The sequence below is a fragment of the Insulibacter thermoxylanivorax genome (genome assembly GCF_015472005.1).
Classification (GTDB): Bacteria; Bacillota; Bacilli; order Paenibacillales; family DA-C8; genus Insulibacter; species Insulibacter thermoxylanivorax.
This window is the reverse complement of sequence record NZ_BMAQ01000029.1, coordinates 13,540-29,550: the sequence shown is the minus strand read 5'-3', so window position 1 is coordinate 29,550 and position 16,011 is coordinate 13,540. Positions and strand designations below refer to the sequence as shown.

General features: G+C 53.1%; 14 protein-coding genes. All 14 read left to right on the top strand.

Features of this window, described 5'->3' with window-relative positions; translation table 11 throughout:
• Nucleotides 1-25: 25 nt before the first annotated feature.
• The 14 genes from rpoB (at nt 26) to rplV (ending at nt 16,006) form a co-directional block, all read left to right on the top strand.
• The gene (rpoB, locus tag PRECH8_RS10605; protein WP_242457543.1) at nt 26-3,574 is read left to right on the top strand and encodes a DNA-directed RNA polymerase subunit beta; all 3,549 of its coding nucleotides are present in this window, start codon (nt 26-28) and stop codon (nt 3,572-3,574) included.
• 49 nt (nt 3,575-3,623) lie between these two features.
• Entirely contained in the window at nt 3,624-7,250 is a 3,627-nt protein-coding gene (gene rpoC, locus PRECH8_RS10600; RefSeq protein ID WP_200967078.1) for a DNA-directed RNA polymerase subunit beta', read from the top strand.
• A gap of 168 nt (nt 7,251-7,418) precedes the next feature.
• Complete coding sequence (locus PRECH8_RS10595) at nt 7,419-7,670, top strand: 50S ribosomal protein L7ae-like protein (protein ID WP_200967077.1); 252 nt, start codon at nt 7,419-7,421, stop codon at nt 7,668-7,670.
• A 126-nt stretch (nt 7,671-7,796) separates the two neighbouring features.
• Nucleotides 7,797-8,219, top strand: a complete 423-nt coding sequence (gene rpsL, locus PRECH8_RS10590; protein WP_200967076.1) for a 30S ribosomal protein S12 — start codon at nt 7,797-7,799, stop codon at nt 8,217-8,219.
• A gap of 56 nt (nt 8,220-8,275) precedes the next feature.
• Complete coding sequence (gene rpsG / locus PRECH8_RS10585) at nt 8,276-8,746, top strand: 30S ribosomal protein S7 (protein WP_200967075.1); 471 nt, start codon at nt 8,276-8,278, stop codon at nt 8,744-8,746.
• Nucleotides 8,747-8,796: 50 nt separating this feature from the next.
• On the top strand, nt 8,797-10,872 hold the full coding sequence (fusA, locus tag PRECH8_RS10580) for an elongation factor G (protein WP_200967074.1): 2,076 nt from the start codon (nt 8,797-8,799) through the stop codon (nt 10,870-10,872).
• Nucleotides 10,873-11,018: 146 nt separating this feature from the next.
• Entirely contained in the window at nt 11,019-12,212 is a 1,194-nt protein-coding gene (gene tuf, locus PRECH8_RS10575; RefSeq protein ID WP_200967073.1) for an elongation factor Tu, read from the top strand.
• A gap of 313 nt (nt 12,213-12,525) precedes the next feature.
• Nucleotides 12,526-12,834: a 30S ribosomal protein S10 gene (gene rpsJ, locus PRECH8_RS10570; RefSeq protein WP_006676490.1), complete on the top strand. Its 309-nt coding sequence runs from the start codon at nt 12,526-12,528 to the stop codon at nt 12,832-12,834.
• Nucleotides 12,835-12,889: 55 nt separating this feature from the next.
• Nucleotides 12,890-13,531 carry a 50S ribosomal protein L3 gene (rplC, locus tag PRECH8_RS10565; RefSeq protein WP_200967072.1) on the top strand — a complete coding sequence of 214 codons (642 nt, stop codon included), beginning with the start codon at nt 12,890-12,892 and terminating at the stop codon, nt 13,529-13,531.
• 16 nt (nt 13,532-13,547) lie between these two features.
• Nucleotides 13,548-14,171, top strand: coding sequence for a 50S ribosomal protein L4 (gene rplD, locus PRECH8_RS10560; protein ID WP_200967071.1), 624 nt, complete (start codon nt 13,548-13,550; stop codon nt 14,169-14,171).
• Entirely contained in the window at nt 14,171-14,461 is a 291-nt protein-coding gene (rplW, locus tag PRECH8_RS10555) for a 50S ribosomal protein L23 (protein ID WP_200967070.1), read from the top strand. The genes rplD and rplW overlap by 1 nt, the downstream gene beginning before the upstream one ends.
• 33 nt (nt 14,462-14,494) lie before the next feature.
• On the top strand, nt 14,495-15,328 hold the full coding sequence (gene rplB / locus PRECH8_RS10550) for a 50S ribosomal protein L2 (protein WP_200967069.1): 834 nt from the start codon (nt 14,495-14,497) through the stop codon (nt 15,326-15,328).
• 32 nt (nt 15,329-15,360) lie between these two features.
• Nucleotides 15,361-15,639, top strand: coding sequence for a 30S ribosomal protein S19 (gene rpsS / locus PRECH8_RS10545; protein WP_200967068.1), 279 nt, complete (start codon nt 15,361-15,363; stop codon nt 15,637-15,639).
• 31 nt (nt 15,640-15,670) lie between these two features.
• Nucleotides 15,671-16,006, top strand: coding sequence for a 50S ribosomal protein L22 (rplV, locus tag PRECH8_RS10540; protein WP_200967067.1), 336 nt, complete (start codon nt 15,671-15,673; stop codon nt 16,004-16,006).
• The last annotated feature ends 5 nt before the right edge of the window (nt 16,007-16,011 follow it).

Genomic DNA, 16,011 nt, shown 5'->3' with positions numbered 1-16,011 from the left:
AAATGGCATAAGGGGTGGATGTGAGTTGGCACGTCATCATCTGGTTCAGTACGGTCGCCGTCAGCGGAGAAGCTATGCGCGGATCAAAGAGGTACTGGAAGTTCCTAATCTCATCGAGATCCAGCAGCAATCGTACGAATGGTTCTTAAAGGATGGATTGCGCGAGATGTTCCAGGACATATCGCCGATCCAAGATTTCACCGGTAACTTAAGCCTAGAATTCATCGATTACAGTCTGGGTGAGCCGATATACTCAGTTGATGAGTGTAAGGAGCGCGATGTGACTTACGCTGCCCCTTTGCGCGTCAAAGTTCGGCTGATCAATAAGGAAACCGGCGAAGTCAAAGAGCAAGAAGTATTCATGGGCGATTTTCCGCTGATGACAGAAACTGGCACCTTCATCATCAACGGTGCCGAACGTGTAATCGTCAGTCAGCTTGTACGCTCCCCAAGTGTTTATTTCAGCACCAAGGTGGATAAGAACGGGAAACGCGCTTATACCGCTACGGTGATTCCGAATCGCGGTGCGTGGCTGGAGCTAGAGACGGATGCGAAGGACATCATCTATGTCAGGATCGACCGCACGCGTAAGATTCCTGTTACCGTACTGCTGAGAGCACTTGGCTTCAGTACGAACGAGCAGATCATCGACCTGCTGGGTGATGACGAGTACATCCGCAACACACTTGACAAAGATAACACAGACAGCACAGAGAAGGCGCTGCTGGAGATCTATGAGCGGCTGCGTCCAGGCGAACCGCCGACGGTGGAGAATGCCAAGAATTTATTGATCGCTCGTTTCTTCGATCCGAAGCGCTACGATCTGGCTGCTGTAGGTCGTTATAAGATCAACAAGAAGCTTCATATCAAGAACCGCTTGTTCAACCAGCGTCTGGCTGAACCCTTGGTTGATCCGGAGACGGGTGAGATTCTTGCGGAAGCGGGGCAGATCATCGACCGCAGGCTGCTTGATCAACTGCTGCCGCATCTAGAGAAGAACGTCGGTTACAAGGACTATCCGATGGCCAACGGTGTGTTGGACGATCCGGCGGTCACCTTGCAGAAGATTAGTATCTACTCGCCGAATGATGACGGCAAAGTGATCCCGATCATCTCCAACGGCTTGGTCGATAAGTCAGTTAAACATATAACGCCTGCAGATATTATATCCTCCATCAATTATTTTATTAACCTGCTGCACGGCGTAGGAAGCATCGATGATATCGACCATTTGGGCAACCGTCGTATCCGTTCTGTAGGCGAGCTGCTGCAGAACCAGTTCCGCATCGGTCTGTCGCGGATGGAGCGCGTCGTTCGTGAACGGATGTCGATTCAGGATGCGAATGTGATCACGCCGCAAGCGCTGATCAATATCCGTCCGGTGATCGCCTCGATCAAGGAGTTCTTCGGCAGTTCGCAGCTGTCGCAGTTCATGGATCAGACGAACCCGCTCGCGGAACTGACGAACAAGCGCCGTCTTTCCGCACTTGGTCCAGGCGGTCTGACGCGGGAGCGCGCGGGCTTCGAAGTGCGTGACGTACACAACTCGCACTACGGTCGCATGTGTCCGATCGAGACGCCGGAAGGTCCGAACATCGGCCTGATCAACTCGCTGTCCACTTATGCGCGGGTGAACGAGTACGGCTTCATCGAAGCGCCGTATCGTCGTGTCGATCCTGAGACGCATAAGGTTACCGATATCATCGATTATCTGACAGCGGATGAAGAGGACAACTATGTCATCGCTCAAGCGAACGCCGAGCTGAATGAGGACGGAACGTTCAAGCATGAGAACATCATCGTCCGCTACAACAAGTTGTCCGACAATATCTTAACGATGCCTCGTGATCGCGTTGATTACATGGACGTATCGCCGAAGCAGGTCGTCTCGGTGGCTACGGCGCTGATCCCGTTCCTCGAGAACGACGACTCGAACCGTGCGCTCATGGGTGCGAACATGCAGCGGCAAGCCGTTCCGCTTCTGCGTCCGGAAGCGCCGCTTATCGGTACCGGCATGGAGCATAGGGTGGCTAAGGACTCCGGCGTGTGTATCGTAGCGAAGCATGACGGCATCATCGAGCGCGTCACAGGCAACGAAATCTGGCTTAGAAGACAGGAAGAGGTAGACGGCAAGCTTGTCACCGGCGACCTTACGAAGTATAAACTTCAGAAATTCATCCGCTCCAACCAAGGTACATGCATTAACCAGCGTCCGATCGTGCGTGCCGGGGACGTCGTGAAGAAAGGGGATATCCTGGCGGACGGACCGTCTACGGATCAGGGCGAACTAGCTCTTGGCCGCAACGTCGTCGTCGCCTTCATGACGTGGGAAGGTTACAACTACGAGGACGCGATCCTGCTCAGCGAGAAGCTGGTGAGGGAGGACGTCTTCACTTCGATCCATATCGAAGAGTATGAGTCTGAAGCCCGTGATACGAAACTGGGACCGGAAGAGATCACGCGGGACATTCCGAACGTCGGTGAGGACGCGCTGAAGAATCTGGACGAGCGCGGCATCATCCGCATCGGCGCTGAAGTCCGGGCTGGGGATATCCTTGTCGGCAAGGTTACGCCTAAGGGAGTAACGGAACTGACGGCGGAAGAGCGTCTCCTGCATGCGATCTTCGGTGAGAAGGCGCGTGAAGTACGGGATACCAGCTTGCGGGTGCCCCATGGTACTTCCGGCATCGTTGTCGACGTGAAGGTGTTCACGCGGGAGAACGGGGATGAATTGCCGCCGGGCGTGAACCAACTCGTCCGCGTCTACATCGCTCAGAAGCGCAAGATTCAAGAGGGCGACAAGATGGCGGGACGCCACGGCAACAAAGGGGTTATCGCCCGCGTTCTTCCTGAGGAAGACATGCCGTTCCTGCCGGATGGCACGCCGGTTGAGGTTGTCCTGAACCCGCTGGGGGTTCCGTCGCGTATGAACATCGGTCAGGTGCTTGAGGTTCACCTCGGCATGGCCGCCAAACTCCTCGGCATCCACATCGCTACGCCGGTCTTCGACGGTGCGAACGAGGAGGATGTCTTCGACACGATGGAAGAGGCCGGCATGCGCCGCGACGGCAAGACCATCCTCTATGACGGCAGAACGGGTGAACCATTCGAACGTGAAGTCACCGTGGGCGTCATGTATATGCTCAAGCTGGCACACATGGTCGACGATAAGATCCATGCACGTTCGACTGGCCCATACTCGCTCGTTACGCAGCAGCCGCTTGGCGGTAAAGCCCAATTCGGCGGGCAGCGCTTCGGTGAGATGGAGGTTTGGGCGCTCGAAGCTTATGGTGCAGCGTACACCTTGCAAGAGATTCTTACCGTTAAGTCTGATGACGTCGTAGGACGCGTCAAAACTTACGAAGCCATCGTCAAGGGCGAGAACGTCCCTGAACCGGGCGTTCCAGAATCGTTCAAGGTATTGATTAAGGAACTGCAGAGCCTCGGCATGGATGTGAAGATCCTCAGTGAGGATGAAGAAGAGATCATCATGAAGGAAATCGATGATGACGAAGATGCTTCCGGCGACAAGCTCAACTTGAATCTGGAAGGCGCTGAAGCAGGGGCTGAATGATCCTTAGCGTTCCCTATAATCCTAGATCAATCTTGAGGAGGGTTGCTCCTTGACGGACGTCAACAATTTCGAATTTATGAAAATCGGTCTAGCATCTCCTGACAAGATCCGCTCTTGGTCGCGCGGTGAGGTGAAGAAGCCGGAGACGATCAACTACCGCACCCTAAAGCCGGAGAAGGAAGGCTTGTTCTGCGAGAAGATCTTCGGACCGACGAAGGACTGGGAATGTCACTGTGGAAAGTACAAACGCGTCCGCTATAAAGGCGTCGTCTGTGATCGCTGCGGTGTAGAAGTAACGCGTGCCAAGGTGCGCCGTGAACGGATGGGGCATATCGAGCTGGCGGCACCGGTATCGCATATCTGGTATTTCAAGGGAATCCCCAGCCGAATGGGGCTGGCGCTTGATATGTCGCCTCGTTCGCTGGAGGAAGTTATCTACTTTGCATCTTATGTTGTAACGGATCCAGGCGATACGCCTCTGGAGAAGAAACAACTGCTCTCGGAGAAGGAATATCGCAGTTATCGCGAGAGATACGGCTATGCCTTCCAAGCAGGCATGGGCGCGGAAGCGATCAAGAAATTGCTGCAAGACATCGATCTGGACAAGGAAGTCGAGATGCTGAAGGAGGAGCTGAAGACCGCGCAGGGTCAGCGCCGTAACCGAGCAATTAAGCGGCTGGAGGTCCTCGAGGCCTTCCGCAACTCCGGCAACCGTCCGGAGTGGATGGTGCTCGATGTGCTTCCTGTCATCCCTCCGGAGCTTCGTCCGATGGTACAGCTGGACGGAGGCCGTTTCGCGACATCGGACCTGAACGATCTGTACCGTCGGGTGATCAACCGCAACAACCGCTTGAAGCGGCTGCTTGACCTTGGTGCTCCTGACATCATCGTTCAGAACGAGAAGCGCATGCTGCAGGAAGCTGTGGATGCGCTCATCGACAACGGCCGCCGCGGCCGCCCTGTGACCGGTCCGGGCAACCGCCCGCTGAAGTCCCTCAGCCATATGCTGAAAGGTAAGCAAGGACGCTTCCGTCAGAACCTGTTAGGGAAACGCGTCGACTATTCCGGCCGTTCGGTTATCGTCGTAGGACCATCGCTGAAGATGTATCAGTGTGGGCTGCCGAAGGAGATGGCGCTTGAGTTGTTCAAGCCTTTCGTGATGAAGGAGCTTGTGAATAAGGGTCTGGCCCATAATATCAAGAGCGCGAAGCGCAAAGTCGAAAGAGTCAGCCCAGAGGTATGGGACGTGCTGGAAGAAGTCATCAAGGAACACCCGGTGCTTCTGAACCGTGCGCCTACGCTGCACAGACTGGGGATCCAAGCCTTCGAGCCCGTCCTGGTAGAAGGCAAGGCAATCAAGCTTCACCCGCTCGTATGTACGGCATACAACGCGGACTTCGACGGCGACCAGATGGCGGTTCACGTGCCGCTGTCTGCTGAAGCGCAAGCTGAAGCCCGCATCATGATGCTGGCATCGGGCAATATCCTGAACCCCAAGGACGGCAAGCCGGTCGTCACGCCTTCGCAGGACATGGTGCTCGGCATCTTCTATCTGACCATGGATAATCCGGAAGCAAAGGGTACGGGTACGATTCTAAGTTCCGTACATGAAGCGATCTCGAGGTATCAGCTCGGCGAGCTTGGTCTGCATGCACGCGTAGCGATTCCGGCAAGGGCGCTGAAAAAGACCTGCTTCACGGAGGAGCAGCAGAACGCATTCCTGATCACAACTGTTGGCAAGCTCATCTTCAATGAGATCTTCCCGGATTCGTTCCCTTATATTAACGAACCGACGAAGGAGAACTTGTACAACGGTACGCCGGAGGAATACTTCGTCTATGAAAAGGGTGCAAACCTCAAGGAATATATGCGTTCCATGCCGATCAAGAACGCGATCGGCAAGGACTATCTGGGATCGATCATCTCGGAGTGCTTCCGTCTCTATGAGACGACGCAGACGTCGATCATCCTCGACCAAATCAAAGATCTCGGATTCACCTATTCGACGAAGGCAGGGATCACCATCTCGATCTCGGACGTCGTCGTACCGGAGGAGAAGGCGCGGATCATGGAAGAATCCGAGCAGAAGGTTCAGACCGTGATGAACCAATACCGCCGCGGTCTCATCACCAACGAAGAGCGCTATGACCGCATCATCAGCATCTGGAGTGAAGCGAAGGATGAGATCACGAGCATCCTGATGAAATCTCTGGACCGCTTCAATTCCATCAACCTGATGGTTGAGTCCAAAGCACGGGGGAACAAATCTCAGATCACCCAGCTTGGCGGAATGCGCGGTCTGATGGCGAACCCGTCCGGACGGATCATCGAGCTTCCGATCAAATCCAACTTCCGCGAAGGTCTGACCGTCCTCGAGTATTTCATCTCGACGCACGGGGCGCGTAAAGGTCTGGCGGATACGGCCCTAAGAACGGCGGACTCCGGTTACCTGACTCGCCGTCTGGTTGACGTTGCCCAGGATGTCATCGTTCGCGAAGACGACTGCGGTACGGACAAGGGCTTCACCGTCAGCCGCATCCAGGATGGCCGCGAAGTGATCGAGGATCTGTACGATCGGATCGAAGGTCGTTATGCATTCGAGACCGTTCGTCATCCGGAGACCGGAGAGGTTCTGGTCAGACCGAACGAACTCATCGATGCGGCAACAGCGGAGAAGATCGTGCGCGCGGGCATCGAGAAGGTGCAGATTCGCTCTGTGCTTAGCTGCCGTACGCAGCACGGGGTGTGCCGCAAGTGCTACGGGCGCAACCTGGCGACCGGCAAGCACGTTGAGATCGGAGAAGCAGTAGGTATCATCGCTGCCCAATCGATCGGCGAACCGGGTACGCAGCTCACGATGCGTACGTTCCACACCGGTGGTGTAGCCGGAGACGACATCACGCAAGGTCTGCCGCGTATCCAGGAGCTGTTCGAGGCGCGTAATCCTAAGGGTCAGGCGATCATCACCGAGATCGACGGTGTCGTCAAAGATATCCGCGATACGAAGGATCGCCGCGAGATCGAGATCGAGGGCGAGGCGGAGACCAAGGTCTATGCGGTGTCGTTTGGTTCCCGCGTGCGGGTAACGATCGGACAACATGTGGAAGCCGGCGATGAACTGACCGATGGATCGATCGACCCGAAAGAGATGCTGCGCATCAAGGGGATCCGCGGTGTTCAGAACTATATCCTGCAAGAAGTTCAGCGCGTATATCGCAACCAGGGTGTTGAGATCAACGATAAGCATATCGAAGTGATGATTCGTCAGATGCTCCGCAAGATTCGGATCATCGACGCGGGAGATACCAATCTGCTCCCCGGCTCGTTCGTTGACATCCATGAATATGAAGCAGCGAACAAGAAAGCACTGTTCGAGGGCAAGGAACCGGCTGTCGCTAAACCTGTGCTGCTCGGGATCACGAAGGCTTCGCTGGAGACGGATTCCTTCCTGTCTGCGGCGTCCTTCCAAGAGACGACTCGTGTCTTGACGGATGCGGCGATCAAGGGCAAGGTTGACCAATTGCTTGGTCTGAAGGAGAACGTCATCATCGGTAAGCTGATCCCGGCGGGTACCGGAATGGCGCGTTATCGCTCGATCACTGCCAACAATGTGATGGAGCAGGCCGAAGAGAACAACGAAACGGATGAGTTGGCGGAAGCAGTATCGGTCGAATAAGGCACGACGTTAGAAGGGAGCAGGAGGCGGCTGCGGAGCATCGCTTGCACGATCAGCCGCCCCTGTTTTTCCTAATCGTCTCGTCTCTTGACAGGTAACTTTTAATGGTGCTAATATATCCTAGTGTGCCAAATCACGTCCGTGGACTTTGGAGGATGTTCGTTAACGATGTCTTATGAAAAAGTATCACAGGCTCGTAAGTTATGCGTCGGCACCAAGCAAACGTTGAAAATGGTGGAGCTTGGCAAGGCCGAACATGTATTCGTGGCTGAGGACGCAGATCCGCGCATCACATCGAAGGTGATCCAGCTTTGTGAGAAGAAGGATGTGCCGATCATCTATGTCGATTCCATGCGGAAACTCGGCAAAGCATGCGGCATCGATGTGGGGGCAGCGATGGCAGCTTCACTAATCGAATAGGATGCGGGATGTTTTTGGGTCTTGGCTGAGGCCAAAGAAACAAAAGCATTTCTTTATGCCAGCAAATGAACCGCCTGGATCTGTGGGCTTAGAAAATTGATATTCATAGTGGAAGGAGGTGTCGATATGCCAACAATTAATCAATTGGTTCGCAAGGGTCGTCAAAGCAAGGTGAGCAAGTCGAAGTCGCCTGCTCTGCATAGAGGATATAACGCGATGCTGCGCAAAGAGACGCACCTGCACTCTCCGCAAAAACGAGGTGTGTGCACACGTGTAGGAACGATGACGCCGAAGAAGCCGAACTCTGCGCTTCGTAAATATGCGCGTGTTCGCCTGACGAACCGTGTGGAAGTCAACGCTTATATCCCGGGGATCGGACACAACTTGCAGGAACACAGCGTCGTGCTTGTTCGCGGCGGTCGTGTTAAGGACCTTCCGGGTGTGCGTTATCACATCGTTCGCGGGGCGCTGGATGCAGCGGGCGTGAACAACCGTATGCAGGCTCGTTCCAAGTACGGTACGAAGAGACCGAAAGAGAACAAGAGCTAAGATCTTGCATGATCTAAACAAGAACCGTTTAAACACAACGAGAAAGGGGGATAACTATGCCACGTAAAGGTCCGGTACCACGCAGAGACGTTCTGCCTGATCCGATCTATAACAGCAAGTTGGTAACACGGCTGATCAACCGCATCATGATCGATGGGAAGAAGGGCGTTGCTCAGCGCATCCTGTACAATGCCTTCGAAATCGTCCGCGAACGTACGGGTAAAGATCCGATGGAGGTATTCGAAGCTGCGCTGAAGAACATCATGCCGGTGCTTGAGGTCAAAGCCCGTCGTGTGGGCGGTGCGAACTACCAAGTTCCCGTTGAAGTCAAACCGGAAAGACGCATAACGCTTGGTCTTCGTTGGTTGGTCAACTATGCGCGCTTGCGCGGTGAGAAGACGATGGAAGAGCGTTTAGCGGCAGAGATCATCGATGCCAGCAACAACACTGGCGCAGCAGTTAAGAAGCGTGAGGATACGCATAAGATGGCCGAAGCCAACAAAGCGTTCGCTCACTATCGCTGGTAAAGTGCAAGCCGCATCATAACGTAAGACTATATGAGAAAGGAGACATTATCATGACTAGAGCGTTCTCCTTGCAGAATACGCGCAATATTGGAATTATGGCGCATATTGATGCGGGCAAGACGACGACCACAGAACGGATCTTGTTCTATACTGGCCGCACGCACAAGATCGGCGAAACCCATGAAGGTTCCGCTACCATGGACTGGATGGCACAAGAACAAGAACGCGGAATCACCATCACATCCGCTGCTACTACTTGTCAATGGAAAGGCCATCGTATCAACATCATCGATACCCCGGGACACGTTGACTTCACGGTAGAAGTTGAACGTTCCCTGCGCGTATTGGATGGTGCAGTAGGTGTCTTCTGTGCCAAGGGTGGGGTAGAACCGCAATCCGAGACGGTATGGCGCCAAGCTGACCGCTACAACGTACCGCGGATTGCTTATGTGAACAAAATGGATATCGTCGGCGCCAACTTCTTGGGTGTCGTACAACAGATGCGCGATCGTCTGCAAGCTAATGCCGTTCCGATTCAGCTGCCGATCGGCGCTGAGAGTGAATTCACTGGAATCATCGATCTGATCGAAAACGTCGCCTACATCTATAAAGATGATCTGGGCAGAGAGTTTGAGAAGATGGATATTCCTGAAGATTACAAAGCACAAGCAGAAGAAATGCGTGCTGAATTGATCGAGAAGATCGCAGAGCTTGACGAAGATCTCACGATGAAGTACCTTGAAGGTGAAGAGATCACTGTGCCTGAGCTGAAGGCCGCTCTTCGCAAAGGGGTCATCAACGTTGAGATCACGCCGGTTCTTTGCGGCTCTTCTTACCGGAATAAGGGTGTTCAGCTCGTACTGGATGCCGTTATCGATTACCTGCCGGCGCCAACAGACGTAGCGAACATCAGAGGTACACTGCCTGACGGTTCTGAGGTTGAGCGGATCTCCGCCGACGATCAACCGTTTGCAGCACTAGCCTTCAAGATCATGACAGACCCTTATGTCGGTAAGCTGACCTTCTTCCGTGTATACTCCGGCGTGCTCCATTCCGGTTCTTATGTCTTGAACTCGACGAAGGGCAAGCGCGAGCGGATCGGCCGGATCCTGCAGATGCATGCGAACCACCGGGAGGAGATCACGGAGGTATACGCAGGCGATATCGCTGCGGCGGTGGGTTTGAAGGATACCGGTACCGGTGATACACTGTGCGATGAGAAGAACCCGATCATCCTTGAATCGATGACCTTCCCGGATCCGGTTATCGACATCGCGATCGAGCCGAAGTCGAAAGCGGACCAAGACAAGATGGGGATTGCCCTAGCGAAGTTGGCTGAAGAAGATCCGACCTTCCATGCGAGAACAGATGAAGAGACGGGTCAGACGATCATCTCCGGTATGGGTGAGCTTCATCTGGAAGTTATCGTAGACCGTATGCTACGCGAATTTAAGGTCGATGCGAATGTCGGTAAGCCGCAGGTTGCTTATCGCGAGACCTTCCGCAAACCGGCTCGCGTTGAAGGGAAGTTCATCAGACAGTCCGGCGGACGCGGTCAATACGGTCACGTATGGATCGAATTCGAACCGCTGGAGCCAGGTACAGGCTTCGTATTCGAGAGCAAGATCGTCGGCGGTGTCGTTCCTAAGGAATATTTCGGGCCGATCCAAGCGGGGATCGAAGAAGCGATGCAGAACGGTGTTCTTGCCGGCTTCCCGCTGGTAGACATCAAGGCCACACTGGTCGATGGTTCGTACCACGACGTAGACTCCAGCGAGATGGCGTTTAAGATCGCTGGTTCGATGGCCTTGAAGGCAGCGAAGGATCATTGTAACCCTGTACTCCTCGAGCCGATCATGAAAGTTGAAGTGACAGTGCCTGAGGAATACATGGGTGACGTGATGGGTGACCTGAACTCTCGCCGCGGCCGCATCGAAGGTATGGACTCGCGCGGCGGTTCGCAAGTGATCAAGGCGATGGTTCCGCTGGCAGAGATGTTCGGCTACTCGACGACCTTGCGTTCCAAGACACAAGGACGCGGCAGCTACTCGATGGAGATCTCCCATTACGAAGAAGTGCCGAAGAACATCGCGGAAGAGATCATCGCGAAACACCAAGGTGCTTAACATCCCGATAAAAAGCGCTATACCGGATATCCCGGATCATGAAGCAGCTTTTTATACCCATCAGAAAGTCGAATGGTATTGATCCAGGCTTTCTGATGTGGTAAACAATCAATATAGGTGTTGTTAATAAGGAGGAAAAGTGAACAATGGCAAAGGCAAAATTCGAACGTACTAAACCACACGTTAACATTGGTACAATTGGTCACGTTGACCACGGTAAAACCACGTTAACAGCTGCTATTACAACTGTACTGTCCAAACGCTATGGCGGCGGTCAAGCATTCGCTTATGACCAAATCGACAAGGCTCCGGAAGAGCGCGAGCGCGGAATCACGATCTCGACGTCCCACGTTGAGTACGAAACGCCTAACCGCCACTATGCACACGTTGACTGCCCAGGACACGCTGACTACGTTAAGAACATGATCACGGGTGCAGCTCAGATGGACGGTGCGATCCTGGTTGTATCTGCAGCAGACGGTCCAATGCCGCAAACTCGTGAGCATATCCTGCTGTCCCGCCAAGTAGGCGTTCCTTACATCGTCGTATTCCTGAACAAGTGCGACATGGTAGAGGACGAAGAGCTTCTTGAACTGGTAGAGATGGAAGTTCGCGATCTGCTGAACGAATACGAGTTCCCTGGCGACGATACGCCGATCATCCGCGGTTCCGCTCTGAAAGCTCTGGAAAATCCGGACAGCGAGTGGGGCGACAAGATCGTAGAACTGTTCGAGCAAATCGACAACTACATCCCAACGCCGGAGCGCGAGATCGACAAGCCGTTCCTGATGCCTGTTGAGGACGTGTTCACGATCACAGGCCGCGGTACAGTTGCTACTGGCCGTGTTGAGCGCGGTACGGTTAAAGTCGGCGACGAAGTTGAGATCGTCGGTCTGCAAGAAGAAACACGAAAGACCGTTGTTACGGGTGTAGAGATGTTCCGCAAGCTGCTCGACCAAGCACAAGCTGGTGACAATATCGGTGCCCTGCTTCGCGGAGTTGAGCGCAGCGACATCGAGCGCGGTCAAGTTCTGGTTAAGCCGGGCTCGATCAAATCCCATACAGCTTTCACAGCTTCGGTTTACGTTCTGACGAAGGAAGAAGGCGGACGCCATAAGCCTTTCTTCAGCGGCTATCGTCCTCAATTCTACTTCCGTACAACGGACGTAACAGGTGTCATCAACCTGCCGGAAGGCACGGAAATGGTTATGCCTGGCGACAACGTTACGGTTACAGTTGAACTGATCGCTCCGATCGCGATCGAAGAAGGTACTCGCTTCGCGATCCGTGAAGGCGGCCGTACAGTAGGCGCAGGCGCTGTTACTTCCATCATCAAGTAATTCAGCTTTACATGATACAGATCCCTCTGGCTTTCGAGTCAGAGGGATTTTTATCGAAGATTTTCAGCTTTACATCTTGCGATCCATATTAGGATCATCTCCACGATGTTCCTATATGATGAAACACGCATTTCTTCGAATTTCTTCTTGCAATCGTATAGGTTTTTCTATATAATTGTGAACGTTGGTCTGTGACGTTGCGATGAAGTGGGAGGTTGCTGACACACCCGGCCCCTTTGCCATGACCGGGGTGTTAGGAGATTTCCATGGAGTATGTCCGATTCAAATTTGGGCGATAGAAGGAGGTAAAGCTATGGCAAAGCAAAAAATTCGCATTCGTTTAAAAGCGTATGATCACAGAATCCTCGATCAATCCGCGGAGAAAATCGTGGAGACAGCCAAGCGTTCTGGTGCAGGAGTGTCGGGGCCGATTCCGCTTCCAACGGAGAAGCAAGTCATCACGATCCTGCGCGCTGTCCATAAGTATAAGGATTCTCGTGAGCAGTTCGAGATGCGCACGCACAAACGCTTGATCGATATTGTGAATCCGACGCCGCAGACGGTTGATGCGCTGATGCGTCTTGATCTGCCGTCCGGTGTGGACATCGAAATCAAACTGTAATCGTTCGTTGAGCAAATATAAAAGAATAATCAGTGGTTAGAAAAGAGGTGTCAACATGACGAAGGGAATCTTAGGCAGAAAACTGGGCATGACTCAGATGTTCAGTCCTGAGGGCTTGGTTTACCCGGTAACGGTAATCGAAGCCGGCCCATGTGTTGTTCTGCAGAAGAAGAATATCGAGAACGATGGATATGAAGCGATCCAGATCGGCTTTGATGATAAGAAAGAAAAGAATGCAACAAAACCTGAACTTGGTCATGCGAAGAAGGCGAACGCTCCGGTGAAACGTTTTGTTCGCGAGATTCGCGGTGCGAATCCGGAAGAGTATGAGCTCGGTCAAGAGCTGAAAGCTGACATCTTCGCTGAAGGTGAGTATGTTGACGTAACAGCGACCTCCAAGGGTAAAGGTTTCGCTGGTGTCATCAAGCGCCACGGGCAAGCTCGAGGTCCGATGTCCCATGGTTCGAAGTATCACCGCGGGATCGGTTCCATGGCCGTGATTCGTACGGCTAACCGCATTCCTAAGGGCAAGAAGATGCCTGGCCGCATGGGGAGCGAGACGGTTACGATACAGAATCTGGAGATCGTAAAAGTCGATGCTGAGCGCAATATCATCGTCGTGAAGGGTTCCATCCCTGGGCCGAAGAACGGCTATGTCAAAATCAAATCCGCAGTGAAGAAGAAACAACAGGCTTAAGAAAGGAGGATCTAACGTGCCTAAAGTAGCTCTATATAATGTATCTGGTGAACAGATCGGAGAGATTGAATTATCTGATGCGGTATTCGGAATTGAACCGAACCGTTATGTCTTGTTTGATGCAGTACAGATGCAGCGCGCTTCGCAGCGCCTCGGCACGCACAAGGTGAAGGGACGTTCGGAAGTCCGCGGCGGCGGTCGCAAACCATGGCGCCAGAAGGGAACGGGGCGTGCACGCCACGGCAGCATTCGTGCTCCGCAATGGGTAGGCGGCGGTACGGTATTCGGACCTACTCCGCGCAGTTACAAATATAAACTTCCTAAGAAAGTTCGCAGACTGGCAATCAAATCTGCGCTGTCCAGCAAGGTGATCGACAACGAGATCATCGTGCTTGATCAGCTGAGCCTGGAGAAGCCGAAAACGAAGGATTTCATCGCAATCCTGAACAACTTGAAGGTGGACAGCAAAGCGCTTGTCGTATCCGCTGGTTTCGAAGATAATATCCTGCTGTCTTCCCGCAACATTCCTGGGGTTAAGTACGTAACAGCAGAAGGCATCAATGTCCTTGATGTATTGGCGCACGACAAATTGATCATTACGAAGGACGCAGTGCAGAAAGTAGAGGAGGTGCTTGCGTAATGAAGGACCCTCGTGATATTATCAAGCGCCCGATTATCACTGAGCGTACCAGCGACTTGATGGCGAACAAATGCTATGTTTTCGAAGTGGATGTTCGTGCGAACAAGATCGAAATCAAGCATGCCGTCGAGCAGATCTTTAATGTTAAAGTAACGAAAGTCAACGTTATCAATATGAAGGGTAAGCCGAAAAATTACGGCAGATATTCCGGTTACAGAAAGAATTGGAAGAAAGCCTTCGTCCAACTGAGTGAGGACAGCAAGGAACTCGAATTCTTCGAATCGGTATAATCAGACATCTGAATAAGCGAGGAGGGAATCAATTTGGCTATCAAAACATTTAAGCCGACGACTCCGAGCCGTCGTCACATGACCGTGTCGACATTCGCGGAGATTACGACGGATAAGCCGGAGAAGTCGCTGCTTGCACCGCTGCCTAAGAAAGCAGGCCGCAACAACCAAGGCAAGATTACTGTTCGCCACCTTGGCGGTGGTCATAAGCGTAAATACAGAATCATCGATTTCAAGCGTGACAAGGATGGAATCCCTGGACGCGTTGCTACGATCGAATACGACCCGAACCGCACAGCGTACATCGCGCTGATCAACTATGCGGATGGGGAGAAGCGTTACATCATCGCTCCGGAAGGACTGAAGGTGGGCGACATCATCGAGTCTGGTCCTAACGTGGACATCAAAGTGGGCAACGCGCTGCCGCTTGAGAATATTCCGGTCGGTACTTTGATCCACAACATCGAGCTGAAACCCGGCAAGGGCGGGCAATTGGTTCGTGCTGCAGGGGTAGAAGCGCAGCTGCTCGGTAAAGAAGACGGCAAATACGTTACGGTTCGTCTGGCATCCGGTGAAGTGCGCCGCATTCTGAAGACTTGCCGCGCTACGATCGGTGTAGTAAGCCACGGCGACCACGAACTGATCAAGATCGGTAAAGCAGGTCGTTCTCGCTGGTTGGGTAAACGCCCGGCAGTTCGCGGTTCTGCGATGAACCCGGTTGATCACCCGCACGGCGGTGGTGAAGGACGTGCGCCAATCGGACGTAAGTCGCCGATGACACCATGGGGTAAACCGACGCTTGGTTACAAGACTCGCAAGAAGAACAAGAAATCGGATAAATACATTGTTCGTCGCCGCACGAAATAATAAGTTGCAATAGCAGGAAGGGAGGAAGGCAAATGGGACGCAGTTTGAAGAAAGGACCTTTTGTCGATCAGCATCTGCTTAAGAAGGTTGAAGAGCTGAACAAAGCGAACAAAAAGGCTGTTATTAAGACTTGGTCGCGCCGGTCGACGATTTTTCCGGAGTTCGTCGGTCACACATTCGCTGTGTATGATGGACGCAAGCATGTTCCAGTATACGTAACAGAGGATATGGTAGGTCACAAGTTGGGTGAGTTTGCACCGACTCGCACGTTTAAGGGACATACCGATGAAGATAAGAAAACCAGAAGATAATTAACGAACGCGTTTGAGAGGAGGTATTTCCATGCAGCAGGCCAAAGCTGTCGCTAGATACGTGCGCATCTCCCCGCGCAAAGCGAGACTGGTCGTCGACCTGATCCGCGGCAAGCGGGTGGACGAAGCGTTCGCAATTCTTCGCCACACGCCAAGAGCGGCATCCCCTATTCTAGAAAAACTGTTAAACTCGGCCGTGGCAAACGCTGAACACAATTATTCCATGGATGTGGCTAATTTGGTCATCTCTGAAGCGTATGTCAACGAAGGTCCTATCATGAAGAGATATCAACCGCGCGCACAAGGGCGTGCTTACCGGATTAACAAACGTACGAGCCACATCACGTTAGTGGTATCTGAGAAATAAGGAGG